Annotated in this window: 13 protein-coding genes and 1 riboswitch; of the genes, 11 read left to right on the forward strand and 2 right to left on the reverse strand. The window is 68.2% G+C overall.

The features are described from left to right. Positions 1 to 36 precede the first annotated feature (36 nt). The 7 genes from HMPREF1224_RS30415 to HMPREF1224_RS30445 all read left to right on the forward strand — a co-directional run bounded on the left by HMPREF1224_RS30415 (position 37) and on the right by HMPREF1224_RS30445 (position 9,518). Positions 37 to 1,449 carry an amino acid permease gene (locus HMPREF1224_RS30415; protein WP_003095711.1) on the forward strand — a complete coding sequence of 471 codons (1,413 nt, stop codon included), beginning with the start codon at positions 37 to 39 and terminating at the stop codon, positions 1,447 to 1,449. A 258-nt stretch (positions 1,450 to 1,707) separates the two neighbouring features. Further along, on the forward strand, positions 1,708 to 2,499 hold the full coding sequence (locus HMPREF1224_RS30420; RefSeq protein WP_003116159.1) for an enoyl-CoA hydratase/isomerase family protein: 792 nt from the start codon (positions 1,708 to 1,710) through the stop codon (positions 2,497 to 2,499). Positions 2,500 to 2,519: 20 nt separating this feature from the next. After that, complete coding sequence (locus HMPREF1224_RS30425; protein ID WP_003095708.1) at positions 2,520 to 3,680, forward strand: acyl-CoA dehydrogenase family protein; 1,161 nt, start codon at positions 2,520 to 2,522, stop codon at positions 3,678 to 3,680. 66 nt (positions 3,681 to 3,746) lie between these two features. Continuing rightward, entirely contained in the window at positions 3,747 to 5,837 is a 2,091-nt protein-coding gene (locus HMPREF1224_RS30430) for an acetate--CoA ligase family protein (protein WP_010793702.1), read from the forward strand. 42 nt (positions 5,838 to 5,879) lie between these two features. Next, entirely contained in the window at positions 5,880 to 7,559 is a 1,680-nt protein-coding gene (locus tag HMPREF1224_RS30435; RefSeq protein WP_004347641.1) for a 5-guanidino-2-oxopentanoate decarboxylase, read from the forward strand. Positions 7,560 to 7,581: 22 nt separating this feature from the next. Then, positions 7,582 to 8,763, forward strand: a complete 1,182-nt coding sequence (aruH, locus tag HMPREF1224_RS30440) for an arginine--pyruvate transaminase AruH (protein ID WP_010793703.1) — start codon at positions 7,582 to 7,584, stop codon at positions 8,761 to 8,763. Between the two features lie 50 nt (positions 8,764 to 8,813). Beyond that, a complete protein-coding gene (locus tag HMPREF1224_RS30445; RefSeq protein WP_003102071.1) occupies positions 8,814 to 9,518 on the forward strand; it encodes an NAD(P)H-dependent oxidoreductase in 705 nt (234 codons plus the stop codon). 65 nt (positions 9,519 to 9,583) lie between these two features. Here the strand turns inward: HMPREF1224_RS30445 and opmH are convergent, their stop codons facing one another. Beyond that, a complete protein-coding gene (gene opmH, locus HMPREF1224_RS30450; RefSeq protein ID WP_003123581.1) occupies positions 9,584 to 11,032 on the reverse strand; it encodes an efflux transporter outer membrane subunit OpmH in 1,449 nt (482 codons plus the stop codon). 229 nt (positions 11,033 to 11,261) lie between these two features. After that, positions 11,262 to 11,398: riboswitch (TPP riboswitch) on the forward strand. Positions 11,399 to 11,487: 89 nt separating this feature from the next. Between opmH and thiC the strand changes: the two genes are divergently transcribed. Then, positions 11,488 to 13,371, forward strand: coding sequence for a phosphomethylpyrimidine synthase ThiC (thiC, locus tag HMPREF1224_RS30455; protein ID WP_003161275.1), 1,884 nt, complete (start codon positions 11,488 to 11,490; stop codon positions 13,369 to 13,371). Between the two features lie 53 nt (positions 13,372 to 13,424). Here thiC and HMPREF1224_RS30460 read toward each other — a convergent pair whose 3' ends face one another. Beyond that, complete coding sequence (locus tag HMPREF1224_RS30460; protein ID WP_003102069.1) at positions 13,425 to 14,171, reverse strand: RsiV family protein; 747 nt, start codon at positions 14,169 to 14,171, stop codon at positions 13,425 to 13,427. A gap of 242 nt (positions 14,172 to 14,413) precedes the next feature. On the opposite strand from HMPREF1224_RS30460, the gene HMPREF1224_RS30465 reads away from it, so the two are divergent. The 3 genes from HMPREF1224_RS30465 (at position 14,414) to cpdA (ending at position 16,452) form a co-directional block, all read left to right on the forward strand. Next, entirely contained in the window at positions 14,414 to 15,031 is a 618-nt protein-coding gene (locus HMPREF1224_RS30465; protein ID WP_003095694.1) for an NUDIX domain-containing protein, read from the forward strand. Further along, a complete protein-coding gene (locus HMPREF1224_RS30470) occupies positions 15,022 to 15,480 on the forward strand; it encodes a DUF1249 domain-containing protein (RefSeq protein ID WP_003102067.1) in 459 nt (152 codons plus the stop codon). Before HMPREF1224_RS30465 ends, HMPREF1224_RS30470 begins: the two co-directional genes overlap by 10 nt. A 153-nt stretch (positions 15,481 to 15,633) precedes the next feature. Continuing rightward, positions 15,634 to 16,452: a 3',5'-cyclic-AMP phosphodiesterase gene (cpdA, locus tag HMPREF1224_RS30475; RefSeq protein ID WP_003102066.1), complete on the forward strand. Its 819-nt coding sequence runs from the start codon at positions 15,634 to 15,636 to the stop codon at positions 16,450 to 16,452. The last annotated feature ends 67 nt before the right edge of the window (positions 16,453 to 16,519 follow it).

Consider the following 16,519-nt stretch of genomic DNA (forward strand, 5'->3'; position numbering starts at 1 on the left):
AAGACCCCTGTGCGTACCCTCATCCGGAGGTGCGCCATGGCTGACGGCAAGGAAAGGCTGCAACTCACCCGGGCCCTGGCGAGCCGCCACATCTTCATGCTGTCCCTCGGCGGGGTGATCGGCACCGGGCTGTTCATGGGCTCCGGCGTGACCATCAACCAGGGCGGCCCGGCCGGCGCGGTGCTGGCCTACCTGGTGGCCGGGGTGCTGATGTACCTGGTGATGGTCTGCCTCGGCGAGCTGTCGGTGCAGATGCCGGTCTCCGGTTCGTTCCAGGCCCACGCGACGCGTTTCATCGGCCCGGCGACTGGCTTCATGATCGGCTGGGTCTACTGGATGAGCTGGGCCTCCACGGTAGGCCTGGAATTCACCGCGGCCGGGATGCTCATGACCCGCTGGTTCCCGGAGGTGCCCGTGTGGCTATGGTCGGGTTTCTTCGTGGTCGTGCTGTTCTCCCTCAATGCCCTGGCGACCCGCGCCTTCGGCGAGGCCGAGTACTGGTTCGCCGGGATCAAGGTGGCGGCGATCCTGGTGTTCATCGTGGTCGGGGGGCTGGTGATCTTCGGCGGTATCGAACTGAAGAGCGGTGCGCCGGCGCCGATGTTCTCCAACCTGGTCGGCGAGCGGCTGTTCCCCAACGGCCTGTCGGCGGTGTTCGCGGTGATGATGACGGTGGTCTATGCCTTCCAGGGTTGCGAGATCATGGGCGTCGCCGCCGGCGAGACCGAGCGACCGGAGAAGAGCATCCCGCGGGCGGTGCGCAACGTGGTGTTCCGCGTACTGATCTTCTACGTGCTGGCCATCGTCGTGCTTTCCGCCATCATTCCCTGGCAACAGGCCGGGCTGATGGAAAGCCCGTTCGTGCAGGTGTTCGACATGGTCGGGATTCCCTACGCGGCGGACCTGATGAACTTCGTCATCCTCACCGCCATCCTCTCGGTAGGCAACTCGGGCCTGTACGCCTCGACGCGGATCCTCTGGGCGATGTCCAGGACCGGCATGGCCCCGCGCGGCCTGTCGAAGCTCAGCGCGCGCGGCGTGCCGCTCTACGCGTTGCTGATCACCCTGTGCTTCGCCCTGCTCTCGTTGCTGACCAGCGTGGTCGCCGCCGACACCCTGTTCATGGTGCTGATGGCGGTGAGCGGGATGTCCGGCACCGTCACCTGGATCGTCATCGCCTACGCCCAATACCGCTTCCGCCGCGAGCACATGGCCAGCGGCGGCACGGTCGCCGAACTGAAATATGCCGCGCCGCTGTTCCCGCTGGTGCCGCTGGCCTGCATCGCCGTGTGCTGCTCGCTGTTCGTCTTCCTCGCCCTCGATCCCACCCAGCGGCCGTCCTTGTACTGGGGCTTCGGCTTCATCGCCGCCTGCTACCTGGCCTATTACGTGGTTCGTCGCCGGCAGCCGCAGGGACTGGGCGACCCCGCCCTGGGACGGGCCGGCTGAACGGCCATTCGCAGGACCCGACGCCCGCCGCATCCGGCGGGCGTTTTCGTTATCGCCTGGTTGGTTTGTTCGAAGTTGTAACAGCCGGCTCGCGCGGGCCTTCGCCGCTTTTCGGCGGATCGCATGGCGTGTGGCTTTGCGCCTGCCGCAGGGCCGTTACATACACCCGAATGGGTGGATTGTGGTCTTGTTGAACGAATGTTTAGTATTGCCTGAAAGCCGCGATCGCCATCAACCAACAATAAGAACGAGGGCCGCATGACTGACCTTTCCCCATTGCAGACGCGGGTCGAAGCCGGGATCGCCTGGCTCGTCCTGAATCGTCCGCAACAGCGCAATGCACTGGATATCCCCACCCTGGAGGCCCTGCACGTCCGACTCGATGCCTGCGAGCGCGACCCGGCAGTGCGCGCCGTGGTCCTCGGCGGCAGCGGACGCAGCTTCTGCGCCGGGGCCGATCTCGCCGAATGGGCGGCGGCTGAAGCCCGTGGCGAGCTGGAAAGCTATGGCTGGACCGAGGCCGCCCACGCCCTGATGGGGCGCCTGCACGCCCTCGACAAACCCACAGTCGCCGCCGTCAACGGCAGCGCCGTGGGCGCTGGCATGGACCTGGCGCTGTGCTGCGATTTCCGCATCGCCGCCGCCTCGGCGCGCTTCAAGGCCGGCTACACCGGCATGGCCTACTGCCCGGACGCCGGCGCCAGTTGGCATCTGCCACGGCTGCTTGGCAGCGAGGCGGCCAAGCGCCTGCTGTTCCTCGACGAAGCCTGGAGCGCGGAGCGCGCTCTGGGCGCCGGACTGGTCGGCGAGGTGGTCGCCGACGAGCGCCTGGTTGAGACGGTCGGCGCCTTCGCTGCGCGTCTCGCCAGCGGCCCGACCTTCGCCTTCGCCCAGACCAAGCGCCTGCTGCGCGACGGCGCCGGGCGCTCGCTGGCCGAGCAGTTGCGTGCCGAGCAGGCCGCCGGGCTGCTCTGCGGGCGCAGCGAGGATGCCGCCGAGGCGCTGCGCGCCGTGGCCGAGAAACGTTCCCCTCAATTCAGCGGGCGCTAGGCGCCGAGCAGGTGATTCCCATGGATTTCAGGCTGACCCAGGAACAGGACATGCTGGTCGAGGCGGTGCGCAGCTTCGTCGAGAAGGAACTGCTGCCCCACGAGGACGATGTCGACCGCGCCGACGCGGTGTCGCCGGAGCTGGCCGCACAGATTCGCGGCAAGGCCCTCGCCGCCGGTTTCTATGCCTTCAACATGCCCGAGGAAGTGGGTGGCGGCGGCCTCGACTACCTGTCCCAGGCGCTGGTCGAACGCGAGCTGTCGAAGGTCTCCTGGGCCCTCCACGTATTCGTCGCGCGGCCCTCGAAGATCCTCATGGCCTGCACCGGAGAACAGCTCGGCGACTACCTGTTGCCCTGCGTGCAGGGCGAAAAGACCGATTGCTTCGCCCTCACCGAGCCGGGCGCCGGCTCCGACGCCAATTCGATCAAGACCCGCGCGGTGCGCGACGGCGACGCCTTCGTGATCAACGGTAGCAAGCACTTCATCAGCCACGCCGGGCACGCCGACTTCGCCATCGTCTTCGCCGTCACCGACAGCTACGAGCACAACGGCCGCAAGCGCAACGCGGTGACCGCCTTCCTGGTGGACAAGGGCACGCCCGGGATGACCGTGCGCCGCGGGCCGAAATGCGTGAGCAACCGTGGCTACCACACCTACGAGATCTTCTTCGACGATTGCCGGGTGCCGGCCTCCAAGGTGCTCGGCGAGGTCGGCAAGGGCTGGGAAGTGGCCAACGCCTGGCTCACCGCCGGACGGGTGATGGTCGCCGCCAACTGCGTCGGCCAGGCCCAGCGCGCCCTCGACCTGTCGCTGCGCTGGGCGGCCGATCGCAAGCAGTTCGGCCAGCCGATCGGCAGCTACCAGGGCGTTTCCTTCAAGCTCGCCGACATGGCCACGCAGATCCGTGCCGCCGAGCTGATGACCCTGCACACCGCCTGGAAGATGGACCAGGGCACCATGACCGACGGCGAGGCCGGCATGGCCAAGCTGTTCGCCAGCGAGACCCTCGGCAAGGTCGCCGACGAAGCGGTGCAGATCTTCGGCGGCATGGGCCTGATGGATGAAGGACCGGTCGAGCGCATCTGGCGCAACGCGCGGATCGAACGGATCTGGGAGGGCACTTCGGAAATCCAGCGGCACATCGTTTCCCGCGAACTGCTGCGGCCGTTGCTGCGTTGAAGTCCTGGCTCCCCTCTTCCTCCAGGGGAGAGGGGAAGGCTGCCATGTTCCGAATCGAGAACCGACATGAATCGTGAAAACCTCAAGCGCCTGCTGGCACCCAGGCATCTCGCCTTCATTGGCGGCCGTGGCATGGCGCGTGCCCTGAAACGCTGTGCCGAAGGCGGTTTCGCCGGCCAGTTGTGGCTGGTCAATCCGCAGCACGCCGAACTCGAAGGCGTACCCTGCGTGGCCAGCGTCGCCGACCTGCCGTGCGGCCCGGACGCGGCGTTCGTCGCCACCAACCGCGAACTGACCCTCGACGCGGTCGCCGCGCTCGCCGCCAAAGGCGCCGGCGGGGCGATCTGCTATGCCTCCGGCTTCGCCGAAACCGGCGAACAGGGCCTGGCCGTGCAACGCCGGCTGCTGGCCGCCGCCGGCGAAATGGCGCTGCTCGGCCCGAACTGCTACGGCTTGCTCGACTACCTGCACGGCGCCGCGCTATGGCCGGTGGCACATGGCGGTCGGCAGGTGGAGCGGGGCGTCGCGGTGCTGACGCAGAGCGGCAACTTCGCCTACAACCTGTCGATGAGCGACCGTTCTCTGCCGGTGGCCTATATGGCATCGGTGGGCAACCAGGCGCAGCTGGGCATCGCCGAGCTGATGGACGTGCTGCTCGACGAGCCGCGGGTGACTGCCATCGGCCTGCATCTGGAAGGGCTGAAGAACGTCCCGGGGTTCGCCCGTGCGGCCTACAAGGCGTTGCAGAAAGGCGTGCCGGTGATCGCCCTGAAGACCGGGGTGTCGAAGATCGGCGCGGCCCTCGCGCTCAGCCACACCAGTTCCCTGGCCGGTTCCGACGCGCTCTACGACAGCCTGTTCGAGCGCCTCGGGGTGATCCGCGTGAGCGGCCCGGTGAGCTTCGTCGAAACCCTCAAGGCCGCCGCCTGCGGCCACCTGCCTGGCGGGCCGAGCCTGGTCGCGCTGGCCTGTTCCGGCGGCGACGCCGGGTTGATCGCCGATTACGCCGAGCGCAACGGCCTGGGGTTGCCGTCTTTCGACGCCGGACAGCGCGACGAACTGGCCGGGGTGCTGCCCGACTACGCCAACATCGCCAACCCGCTGGACTTCACCACCGCCATCTGGGGCGATGCCGCGGCCCTGGAGGAAATGCTCGACAGCGCTTTGCGCAGCCCTGCCGACGCCGCCCTGCTGGTGCTCGACTATCCGGGCGAGGAAACCGGCGAGCGGCCGCAGTGCGACCTGCTTCTGCAACGCTACTGCGCCGCGCTGAAGCGCCACGGCAAAGTCGGCTTCATCGCCTCGGCGTTCCCGGAACTGCTGCCGGCCCGGGCCCGCGAGCTGTTGCACGGCGAGGGCGTCGCCGCGCTGCAAGGCGTCGAGGATGGTCTCGCCGCCTGGGGACGGATCGCCCGCTACCGCCAGCGCCGCGCGGCGCTGCTGGAGCGCGGTGAGGCGGCGTTGGTGCCGATCTGCCCAGGGCCGCTGGTGGGCGACGGCTACCTGCTCGACGAGTGGCAATCCAAGCAGGCGCTGAAACCCTTCGGCCTGCCACTGCCCCAGGGGGTGCTGAGCACCCCCGGCCAGGCCCGCGAAGCGGCCCTCGACCTCGGCTTCCCGCTGGTGCTCAAGGCGGTCAGCGCCGCGCTGCCGCACAAGACCGAGGCCGGCGGCGTGGCGCTCGGCCTGCGCAACGAGGCGGCGCTGGAGGCGGCATTGTTCGACATGCGCGAAAGCCTGGCCCGGCACGCGCCGCAACTGGTCTTCGAGCGTGTGTTGCTGGAGCGCATGGCAGGCGCGCCGCTGGCCGAGCTGATCGTCGGGGTCAAGCGCGAGGAGGGCTTCGGCCTGGCATTGGTGATCGGTGCCGGCGGGATACTCGTGGAGCTGCTGCGCGACAGTCGCAGCCTGCTCCTGCCGACCACCGACGCGGCGATCCGCGATGCCCTGCTGAGCCTGCGCAGCGCGCCGTTGCTCAGCGGCTTCCGCGGTCGCCCGGCGGTATCCATGGAGGCCCTGGTGGCGGCGATCCGCGCGGTCGCCGAATTCGCCTGCGAACATGCCGAGCGCTTGCTGGAGCTGGACGTCAACCCATTGCTGGCGGATGCCGAGGGAGCGCTGGCGGTGGATGCGTTGATCCGGCTGGCCAATGGCTGAAGGCCCGGGCGGACACGACGGCTCCCCCTCCCGCTTGTGGGAATGGGAGCAAGAGCGCTGCGGCGCGAGCGGCGACTCCGATGGTCGCCGAACTGGACGAGGATATTGCCCATGCAACCACAGAAGACCCTCACCGCCGGCCAGGCCCTGGTCCGCTTGCTGGCCAACTACGGCGTGGATACCGTTTTCGGTATCCCCGGCGTGCACACCCTCGAGCTGTACCGCGGACTTCCGGGCAGCGGCATCCGCCACGTGCTGACCCGCCACGAGCAGGGCGCCGGCTTCATGGCCGACGGTTATGCGCGGGTCAGCGGCAAGCCGGGAGTGTGCTTCGTCATCACTGGGCCGGGTGTGACCAACGTCGCCACCGCCATCGGCCAGGCCTACGCCGACTCGGTGCCGCTGCTGGTGATCTCCAGCGTCAACCACAGCGCCAGCCTGGGCAAGGGCTGGGGCTGCCTGCACGAGACCCAGGACCAGCGTGCCATGACCGCGCCGATCACTGCCTTCTCCGCCTTGGCCTTGAGCCCGGAACAGCTGCCCGAACTGATCGCCCGGGCCTACGCGGTGTTCGACAGCGAGCGTCCGCGCCCGGTGCATATCTCGATCCCGCTCGACGTGCTCGCCGCGCCGGTGGCCCATGACTGGAGCGCTGCCGTGGCGCGCCGCCCTGGTCGTGGTGTGCCGTGCACCGAGGCATTGCGGGCGGCGGCGGAGCGCCTGGCTGCGGCCCGGCGACCAATGCTCATCGCCGGCGGCGGCGCGCTGGCGGCCGGCGATGCGCTTGCCGCGCTGAGCGAGCGCCTGGCCGCGCCGCTGTTCACCAGCGTCGCCGGCAAGGGCCTGCTGCCGCCGGACGCGCCGCTCAACGCCGGGGCCAGCCTGTGCGTAGCGCCGGGCTGGGAGATGATCGCCGAGGCCGATCTGGTGCTGGCGGTGGGCACCGAGATGGCCGACACCGACTTCTGGCGCGAACGCCTGCCGCTGTCCGGCGAACTGATCCGCGTCGATATCGACCCGCGCAAGTTCAACGACTTCTATCCCTCTGCCGTAGCGCTCAGGGGCGATGCCCGGCAGACCCTTGAGGCGCTGCTGGCGCGCCTGCCGCAGGAGGCCCGCGACGCCGCGCCGGCCGCCGCGAGGGTGGCGCGCCTGCGCGCGGAGATCCGCGCGGCACACGCGCCGCTGCAGGCGCTGCACCAGGCGATCCTCGACCGGATCGCCGCCGCGCTGCCGGCCGATGCTTTCGTCAGCACCGACATGACCCAACTGGCCTATACCGGCAACTACGCGTTCGCCAGCCGAGCGCCGCGCAGCTGGCTGCATCCCACCGGCTACGGCACCCTCGGCTACGGCCTGCCGGCCGGCATCGGCGCCAAGCTCGGCGCCCCGCAGCGCCCGGGCCTGGTGCTGGTCGGCGATGGCGGCTTCCTCTACACCGCGCAGGAACTGGCCACCGCCAGCGAGGAACTGGACAGTCCGCTGGTGGTGCTACTGTGGAACAACGACGCGCTCGGCCAGATCCGCGACGACATGCTCGGCCTGGACATCGAGCCGGTCGGCGTGCTGCCGCGCAACCCCGACTTCGCCCTGCTGGGCCGCGCCTACGGTTGCGCGGTGCGCCAGCCGCAGGACCTGGACGAACTGGAGCGCGACCTGCGCGCCGGCTTCGGGCAGCCCGGCGTGACCCTGATCGAACTGCGGCACGCCTGCGCGCGCTGACCGCCGGACAAGGAGAGCATCCATGCGCTATTCCGACTTCACCCAACGTATCGCCGGCGACGGCGCCGCTGCCTGGGACATCCACTATCGCGCGCTGGCACGGGTCGAGCAGGGCGAGGAAATCCTCCTGCTGTCGGTCGGCGACCCCGACTTCGATACCCCGGCGCCCATCGTCCAGTCGGCCATCGACAGCCTGCTGGCCGGCAACACCCACTACGCCGACGTGCGCGGCAAGCGCGCCCTGCGCCAGCGCATCGCCGAACGCCACCGGCAGCGCAGCGGCCAGGCGGTGGACGCGGAGCAGGTGGTGGTGCTGGCCGGCGCCCAGTGCGCGCTGTACGCGGTGGTGCAGTGCCTGCTGAATCCGGGCGACGAGGTGATAGTCGCCGAGCCGATGTACGTCACCTACGAAGCGGTGTTCGGCGCCTGTGGCGCGCGGGTGGTGCCGGTGCCGGTGCGCTCCGAGAATGGCTTCCGCGTGCAGGCCGAGGAGGTCGCCGCACTGATCACCCCGCGCACGCGCGCGATGGCGCTGAACAGCCCGCACAACCCGTCCGGCGCCAGCCTGCCGCGGGCCACCTGGGAAGCCCTGGCCGAGCTGTGCATGGCCCATGACCTGTGGATGATCTCCGACGAGGTCTACAGCGAACTGCTGTTCGACGGCGAGCATGTCAGCCCGGCCAGCCTGCCGGGGATGGCCGACCGTACCGCGACCCTCAACAGCCTGTCGAAATCCCACGCCATGACCGGCTGGCGGGTCGGCTGGGTGGTCGGTCCCGCAGCACTCTGCGCGCACCTGGAGAACCTCGCCCTGTGCATGCTCTATGGCTCGCCGGAATTCATCCAGGATGCCGCCTGTACCGCGCTGGAAGCGCCGCTGCCGGAGTTGGAGGCGATGCGCGAGGCCTACCGCCGCCGCCGCGACCTGGTAATCGAGTGCCTGGCCGACAGCCCCGGCCTGCGTCCACTGCGCCCGGACGGCGGCATGTTCGTGATGGTCGACATCCGTCCCACCGGACTTTCCGCCCAGGCCTTCGCCGACCGCCTGCTGGACCGCCATGGCGTATCGGTGCTCGCCGGCGAAGCCTTCGGCCCGAGCGCCGCCGGTCACATCCGCCTCGGCCTGGTGTTGGGCGCCGAACCGCTGCGCGAAGCCTGTCGGCGCATTGCGCTGTGCGCCGCCGAGTTGCTCGGCCAGGCCTGAACCCCTCGGCCGCGAGCGATGCGGCCGGTCACCACGATTCGGAAACCACGATGAACGTACTGATCGTCCACGCCCACAACGAACCGCAATCCTTCACCCGCGCGCTCTGTGACCAGGCATGCGAGACCCTGGCAGGCCAGGGCCACGCGGTGCAGGTCTCGGATCTCTACGCGATGAACTGGAATCCGGTGGCCAGTGCCGCCGACTTCGCCGAGCGCGCCGATCCCGACTACCTGGTGTACGCCCTGGAGCAGCGCGAGAGCGTCAAGCGCCAGAGCCTGGCCGCCGACATCCAGGCCGAGCTGGACAAGCTGCTGTGGGCCGACCTGCTGATCCTCAACTTTCCGATCTACTGGTTCTCGGTGCCGGCGATCCTCAAGGGGTGGTTCGACCGGGTACTGGTGTCCGGGGTCTGCTATGGCGGCAAGCGCTTCTACGACCAGGGTGGCCTGGCCGGCAAGAAGGCGCTGGTCAGCCTGACCCTGGGCGGGCGCCAGCACATGTTCGGCGAGGGTGCCATCCACGGACCGCTGGAGGACATGCTGCGGCCGATCCTGCGGGGCACCCTGGCCTATGTCGGCATGCAGGTGCTGGAGCCCTTCGTCGCCTGGCACGTGCCATACATCAGCGAGGAAGCGCGCGGCAACTTCCTGCGCGCCTACCGGGCGCGGCTGGAAAATCTCGAGCAGGATGTACCCCTGCGGTTCCCGCGGCTGGAGCAGTTCGACGCGCTGCTCCAGCCGCTGGCGCGCTGACCCGGGCGACGCGCGCCAGGCCAGTCAAGCGAAGACGCCCCCGACCGGGGGCGTCTTGGCTCGTGCTAGTACTGCTGGCGCGGCTTGCTCTGTAACTGCTCGGCGGCGGCCTTGGCCAGGTCCGGCGGGAGGAAGTCCTTGTCCGGATCGTAGTCCTGCTTCAGGTAGGCGCTGAGCGCCTCCAGGTCGGCCGGGCTGAGGGTGCCGGCCGCCTGCTTCAGGCGCAGGGTATCGAGGATGTAGTCGTAGCGGCTGTTGTTGTAGTCGCGCACGGCGGCGTACAGCTGGCGCTGGGCGTTGAGCACGTCGACGATGTTGCGGGTGCCGACCTGGTAGCCGATCTCGGTGGCTTCCAGCGAACTCTGGTTGGAGATGATCGCCTGGCGCCGCGCCTGGACCTGCTCGACGTCGGTATTCACCGCGCGGTGCAGGTTGCGGGTGTCCTGCACCACCTGGCGGCGCTGGCCTTCGCGGGATTGCTCGCTCTGGTTGAGGCGCTGGTAGGACTCGCGGACCTGGGAGGAGGTCAGGCCGCCGCTGTAGATCGGGATGTTCAGTTCCAGGCCAATCGTGCGTTCCTCGACATCCTTGCCGTAGTGCACCAGCGGATTGGCGGCGCTGTTGGCGAAGCCGAGGGCGTCGTTGTCGCCCTTCTGGTACTGGGCCACGGCATCGAGGGTCGGCAGGTGCCCGGCCTTGCGCTGGCGGAGGGTTTCCTCGGCGGCGTTGACCGCGTAGTTGCTGGCCAGCAGGCGCAGGTTCTGCTGCACCGCGGTGTCGACCCAGGCCTTGGCGTCGTTCGGCGCCGGCGGCACCACCGGCAGGGTATGGCGCATGCCCTCGATGGCGCTGTAGTCGCGGTTGGTCAGGGTCACCAGGGCCTGGAAGGCATCGTCCACGCGCTGTTCGGCGATCAACCGGTTGGCGCGGGCGGTGTCGTAGCTGGCCTGGGCCTCGAGCACGTCGGTCTTGTCGGAAAGGCCCACGTCGAAGCGCTCGTTGGCCTGGTCCAATTGACGCTTGAAGGCGGCTTCCTCGGCCTTGCTGGTGGCCAGGTTGTCCTGGGCGCGGAGCACCGTGAAGTAGGTCTCGGCGCTGCGCAGGATCAGGTCCTGCTGGGTCGCGGAGAATTCCAGCTTGGCCTGGTCGCTGGTTTCCTTGGCGGCCTGCCACTGGAACCAGCGGTCGGCGCGGAACAGCGGCTGGCTGAGGCTGGCCTGGACCACATGACTGCTGCGTTTGACCGTGGCGGCCGGTTCGTCGAGAGCGATCCGTGAGTCGCCGATACGGCCGCCGGCGCCGAGTTGCGGCAGCAGGCCGGCGCGGGCCTGGGGCACCACTTCCTTGCGCGCCAGGTAGTCGGCCTGGGCGGCGGCGAGGTCGGCGTTGTTGTCGACGGCTTCCTTGTAGACGCTGATCAGGTCGGTCTTGGTCGGCAGCGGGGTCGGCTGGGCGGCCCAGGCGACACCGGTAGCAGCGGCCACGGCGGCCGCCAGGGAGAGTCTGCGCAGCATTCGTTCGTCCTGGAAAAGATGCGAGGTGGGGCAAGGCTAAGGTCGCTACCGGTGGCGGTCAAGGCACCTGCGCGGCAACTGATCGAAGAGCCAGTCCGGATCGATGTGCCGGCGAACGTGCGGGGATCTGCGTCTTCCCTGGCGAGAGGGCGCCGGACTGGACCATGACTGCCGGTCGGGCGGGGCGTTTTCCCGTTGGCGTATCCCGCCGGTGTTGATTAGACTGCCGGGGTTCTTGTCGGGGTGCCCTATACGAGGGGCTGAGATCGGATAGTTCCGGATCCCGTTGAACCTGATCGGGCTAGCGTCCGGTTCCGCCTCGCGCGGACCGCAGCAACCCGCGTAGGGAACAAGATGTCCGCGCCATGCCTGCCTTGCCGGCGCGTCCTTCTCGCCACCAGTCCCGGTGGCCCCGCGTGCCAGGTTCTCCCGACAATCACCCAGGAGAGCCATCGATGAGCGCAACGCAGAAGAACAACATCACCCGCCTTGAGCAGCTCGACCGCCAGTCGACGCAGCCTTTCCCGAACTCGCGCAAGGTCTACCTGACCGGCTCGCGCCCGGACATCCGCGTCCCGGTGCGGGAAATCTCCCTCGCCGACACCCCCACCGCCTTCGGCGGCGAAAAAAACCCGCCGGTGTTCGTCTACGACACCTCCGGCCCGTATACCGACCCTGAGGTCCGCATCGACCTGCGCAAGGGCCTGCCTGACGTGCGTTCGCGCTGGATCGACGAGCGCGGCGACACCGAGATCCTCCCCGGCCTGACCTCCGAGTTCGGCCAGGCCCGCCTGGCCGACGCCAGCCTCGACGCCCTGCGCTTCGCCCACGTGCGCACGCCGCGCCGGGCCAAGGCGGGCGCCAACGTCTCGCAGATGCACTACGCGAAGAAAGGCATCATCACCCCGGAGATGGAATACATCGCCATCCGCGAGAACATGAAGCTGCAGGAAGCCCGGGCCGCCGGCCTGCTCGACCAGCAGCACCCGGGGCACAGCTTCGGCGCCAACATCCCGAAGGAAATCACCCCCGAGTTCGTCCGCGAGGAAGTCGCCCGCGGCCGCGCGATCATTCCGGCGAACATCAACCACACCGAGCTTGAGCCGATGATCATCGGCCGCAACTTCCTGGTGAAGATCAACGGCAACATCGGCAACAGCGCGCTGGGCTCGTCGATCGAGGAAGAGGTGGAGAAGCTCACCTGGGGCATCCGCTGGGGCGCCGACACGGTGATGGACCTGTCCACCGGCAAGCACATCCATGAAACCCGCGAGTGGATCCTGCGCAACAGCCCGGTACCGATCGGCACCGTACCGATCTACCAGGCGCTGGAGAAGGTCAACGGCGTCGCCGAGGACCTGACCTGGGAAATCTTCCGCGACACCCTGATCGAACAGGCCGAGCAGGGCGTCGACTACTTCACCATCCACGCCGGCGTGCTGCTGCGCTATGTGCCGCTGACCGCCAAGCGGGTCACCGGCATCGTTTCCCGCGGCGGCTCGATCATGGCCAAGTGGTGCCTGGCGCACCACCAGGAGAACTTCCTCTACACGCATTTCGAAGAGATCTGCGAAATCATGAAGGCCTACGACGTCAGCTTCTCGCTGGGCGATGGCCTGCGTCCGGGCTCGGTGGCCGACGCCAACGACGCCGCCCAGTTCGGCGAGCTGGAAACCCTCGGCGAGCTGACCAAGATCGCCTGGAAGCACGACGTGCAGGTGATGATCGAAGGTCCCGGCCACGTGCCGATGCAATTGATCAAGGAAAACATGGACAAGCAGCTGGAGTGCTGTGACGAGGCGCCGTTCTACACCCTCGGCCCGCTGACCACCGACATCGCCCCCGGCTACGACCACATCACCTCCGGCATCGGCGCGGCGATGATCGGCTGGTTCGGCTGCGCCATGCTCTGCTACGTCACGCCCAAGGAGCACCTGGGTCTGCCGAACAAGGATGATGTGAAGACCGGGATCATCACCTACAAGATCGCCGCCCATGCCGCCGACCTCGCCAAGGGCCACCCGGGCGCGCAGATCCGCGACAACGCGCTGTCCAAGGCGCGCTTCGAGTTCCGTTGGGAGGACCAGTTCAACCTTGGCCTGGACCCGGACACCGCGCGGGCGTTCCATGACGAGACCCTGCCGAAGGACTCGGCCAAGGTCGCGCACTTCTGCTCCATGTGCGGACCGAAGTTCTGCTCGATGAAGATCACCCAGGAAGTCCGCGACTACGCCAAGGAGAACGGCCTGTCCGACGAGAGCAAAGCCATCGAGGCTGGCTTCCAGGAGCAGGCGGCGCGCTTCAAGGACGAAGGATCGGTGATCTACAGGCAGGTGTAGGCCGCGCCACGGGGCCCCTCGCCGTGACGAGGGGCTGCGGAGCGTCGGAAGCGTCAGCCGCGGCCGGGGAACAGGTTCGGCTTGACGATGCCGTTCAGGCGCGGATACGGGATCTTCAGTTCGGGGTGGGCATAGGAATACGGCGCGATGGAGTAGGCGTCGTACTTCAGCGTCACCGCGCCGAAGGTCAATGCCACGTGCGGGGTGCGCTGGAACGGCCAGGTCTTCTGGAAATCGGCGTCCTGGTCGAGCTTGTTGGCCAGCAGCCAGGCCTTGTGCGCCAGCTCGGCCTGTTTCCAGAAGGCTTCTTCCTGGCCGGGAACCAGCATGTCCTGCAGGCTCAGCACCTTGTGCTGCCTGCGGTCGTAGTTGATGAAGCCGCGACCGGGCATGCCGTGGGCGCCGCCGGTGAACAGGTAGCTGGAAAGCTCGATGATCACCAGACCGTCATGTTGTTCGCGCACCTTGGCTTGCAGGTAGCTGCTCCAGCCCGGCTCGGCGCTGTCCAGGAACTGCCGCTCGTAGGCCGCCAGCGATGCCGGCAGGGGCGTTTCGTTGTTTTCCCGGGTCATTTCCAGCAGGGCGCGCTCGACGATCGGGTCCAACTGCGGTTCGTCGGGGAACTTCAAGGTGTCGATGTTTACCAAGGGACACTGTTCGCCCTGACAGCCGGGCTTCAGGTGCTCGCTGGCGAGGCGCTCGGTGGGCAGCGGGTCGTCGAGGCCGGGCTTGAAGAGGCTCTGGCAGGCGCTCAGCAGAACGACCAGGCTGCCGAGGGCGGCGAATTTCAGAAGGCGCATGGGATTCCTTTTGCGACGGTGGATGGGCGGGCTCGAAGCGTCGACCAGTCCGTTTCGACCCTGGCGTCGCGCTTGAGTTCGGCCCGCGCAAACCCCAAGTATGGCCTAGCCGTGGCCGGGAAACACGCCCGTGCGGCGAGCGCCACGAAGTTTTCCCGAGCTGTCCTGAAAGTGGCTGCGCCCTGCGCCGGGCCGCGATAGGATGGCGCGAAACCCACATACCCGAGTGAAGTGAGTCGAGGATGTCCGAAACCTTCAAACCCGCCCCCGGTGACGTCGAGCTCGTGCAGCGCGAGGAATGCTTCCGCGGCTTCTATCGTCTCGATCGCCTGCGCCTGCGGCATCGCCAGTTCGACGGCAGCATGGGCCGGGAAATCAGTCGGGAACTGTTCGTCCGCCATGACGCGGTCTGCGTGCTGCCCTACGACCCGCAGCGCGATTGCGTGGTGCTCATCGAGCAATTCCGCGTCGGGGCGATGCAGAAGCTCGCCAACCCCTGGTTGCTGGAGCTGGTCGCCGGCCTGATCGACAAGGACGAGCAACCGGAGGAAGTGGCCCATCGCGAGGCGATGGAGGAGGCCGGGCTTACTCTCGGTGCGCTCTGGCCGATAACCCAGTACCTGCCGTCGCCGGGCGGCACCGACGAAGTGGTGCACCTGTTCGTCGGCCGTTGCGACAGCGAAGGCGTCGGCGGCGTGCATGGCTTGCCGGAGGAGGGCGAGGACATCCGCGTCCACGTCTGGCCGTTGGAAGATGCGCTGCAGGCCGTGCGCGACGGGCGGATCAACAACGCGGCGAGCATCATCGCCCTGCAGTGGCTGGCCCTGAACCGGGCCGAGGTGCGTGGGCTATGGGCCTGAACCTGCTGCGCGAGCGCTACCGGGTCGACCTGGCCAGCCTGCAGGCGACCTGCGAAGCGAACTACGCGCGGCTCATGCGCCTGCTCCCGGACATGCGCGAGGCGCAGGCCTCGCGCCGGGTCGCGCTGAGCGAAGGGGAGCGGCTGCTCGGCGTACTTGCGCTGGAAGTGACCGAGGCCTGCCCCTACACCACCACCCTTCAGGTGCGCCAGGAACTGGGCCTGCCCTGGTTGCCGGCGCCGCGGCTGGAAGTGCGGGTCTACCACGATGCGCGGATGGCCGAGGTGATCGGCGCCGAACAGGCGCGGCGGCTGATGGCGATCTATCCCTACCCGAACCAGGCGATGCACCAGCCCGACGAGAAGAACCAGCTCAACCTGTTCCTCGGCGAGTGGCTCGCCCATTGCCTGGCCTGCGGCCACGAAATGGAGCCGGTGGCCCAGCGCTGAGCGGTTGCAGGCAAAAGGCCAGTTGAATGACATCAAGCCAAAAGTAGTCCTCGCAACTGTGATCTGTTCCGCTTTCCGGGTTTGCCGCCACTTTCGTCGGTCACCATAATCATCCCTTTCACCGCGGACGCCTCGCCTTCAGGAGACGGCCCCTTGTCACGCCATTCGAACACTCCCGCCACCGACGCCTCCGTACTGCTGGTGCAGCTTTCGGACAGCCACCTGTTCGCCGAGGATGGCGCGCGCCTGCTTGGCATGGATACCGCCCATAGCCTGGAGAAGGTGGTCGAGCGGGTCGCCCGGGAGCAGCCGCGGATCGACCTGATTCTCGCCACCGGCGACGTCTCCCAGGACGGCAGCCTCGATTCCTACACACGCTTCCGCAGGTTGAGCGCCCCCCTGGACGCGCCGTTGCGCTGGTTCGCCGGTAACCACGACGAACGCGAGCCGATGCAAAGGGCGACCGAGGGCAGCGACCTGCTGGAGCAGGTCGTCGACGTCGGCAACTGGCGCGTGGTGTTGCTCGACTCGAGCATTCCCGGCGCGGTGCCGGGCTATCTCGAGGAGGATCAGCTGGAGCTGCTGCGGCGCGCCATCGACAGCGCCGGCGAACGCTTCCTGCTGGTTTCCTTCCATCACCACCCGGTGCCGATCGGCAGCGACTGGATGGATCCCATCGGCCTGCGCAACCCGCAGGCGCTGTTCGACCTGCTGGCGCCCTATCCGCAGGTACGCTGCCTGCTGTGGGGGCACATTCACCAGGAGTTCGACCGCCAGCGCGGCCCGCTGCGCCTGCTGGCTTCGCCGTCCACCTGCGTACAGTTCGCCCCCGGCAGCAGCGACTTCACCCTCGACCGCCTGGCGCCGGGCTACCGCTGGTTGCGCCTGCACGACGACGGGCGCCTGGAAACGGGGATCTCGCGGGTCGACGACGTCGTCTTCGAAGTGGACTACGACACCGCCGGATACTGACATGCCCCCGGTCGCGGGATACCGCGGCCACGTGCGTCGTTGCCGATCGGCGCGCAGGCTGGAAGAT

Source organism: Pseudomonas sp. P179, assembly GCF_000478485.2.
Taxonomy (GTDB): domain Bacteria; phylum Pseudomonadota; class Gammaproteobacteria; order Pseudomonadales; family Pseudomonadaceae; genus Pseudomonas; species Pseudomonas aeruginosa.

Bases quoted from the DNA above. Each gene is read 5' to 3' on its own strand.
- HMPREF1224_RS30415 (WP_003095711.1), top strand. From the start codon at position 37: ATGGCTGACGGCAAGGAAAGGCTGCAACTCACCCGGGCCCTGGCGAGC.
- HMPREF1224_RS30420 (WP_003116159.1), top strand. From the start codon at position 1,708: ATGACTGACCTTTCCCCATTGCAGACGCGGGTCGAAGCCGGGATCGCC.
- HMPREF1224_RS30425 (WP_003095708.1), top strand. From the start codon at position 2,520: ATGGATTTCAGGCTGACCCAGGAACAGGACATGCTGGTCGAGGCGGTG.
- HMPREF1224_RS30430 (WP_010793702.1), top strand. From the start codon at position 3,747: ATGAATCGTGAAAACCTCAAGCGCCTGCTGGCACCCAGGCATCTCGCC.
- HMPREF1224_RS30435 (WP_004347641.1), top strand. From the start codon at position 5,880: ATGGGAGCAAGAGCGCTGCGGCGCGAGCGGCGACTCCGATGGTCGCCG.
- aruH (WP_010793703.1), top strand. From the start codon at position 7,582: ATGCGCTATTCCGACTTCACCCAACGTATCGCCGGCGACGGCGCCGCT.
- HMPREF1224_RS30445 (WP_003102071.1), top strand. From the start codon at position 8,814: ATGAACGTACTGATCGTCCACGCCCACAACGAACCGCAATCCTTCACC.
- opmH (WP_003123581.1), bottom strand. From the start codon at position 11,032: ATGCTGCGCAGACTCTCCCTGGCGGCCGCCGTGGCCGCTGCTACCGGT.
- thiC (WP_003161275.1), top strand. From the start codon at position 11,488: ATGAGCGCAACGCAGAAGAACAACATCACCCGCCTTGAGCAGCTCGAC.
- HMPREF1224_RS30460 (WP_003102069.1), bottom strand. From the start codon at position 14,171: ATGCGCCTTCTGAAATTCGCCGCCCTCGGCAGCCTGGTCGTTCTGCTG.
- HMPREF1224_RS30465 (WP_003095694.1), top strand. From the start codon at position 14,414: ATGTCCGAAACCTTCAAACCCGCCCCCGGTGACGTCGAGCTCGTGCAG.
- HMPREF1224_RS30470 (WP_003102067.1), top strand. From the start codon at position 15,022: ATGGGCCTGAACCTGCTGCGCGAGCGCTACCGGGTCGACCTGGCCAGC.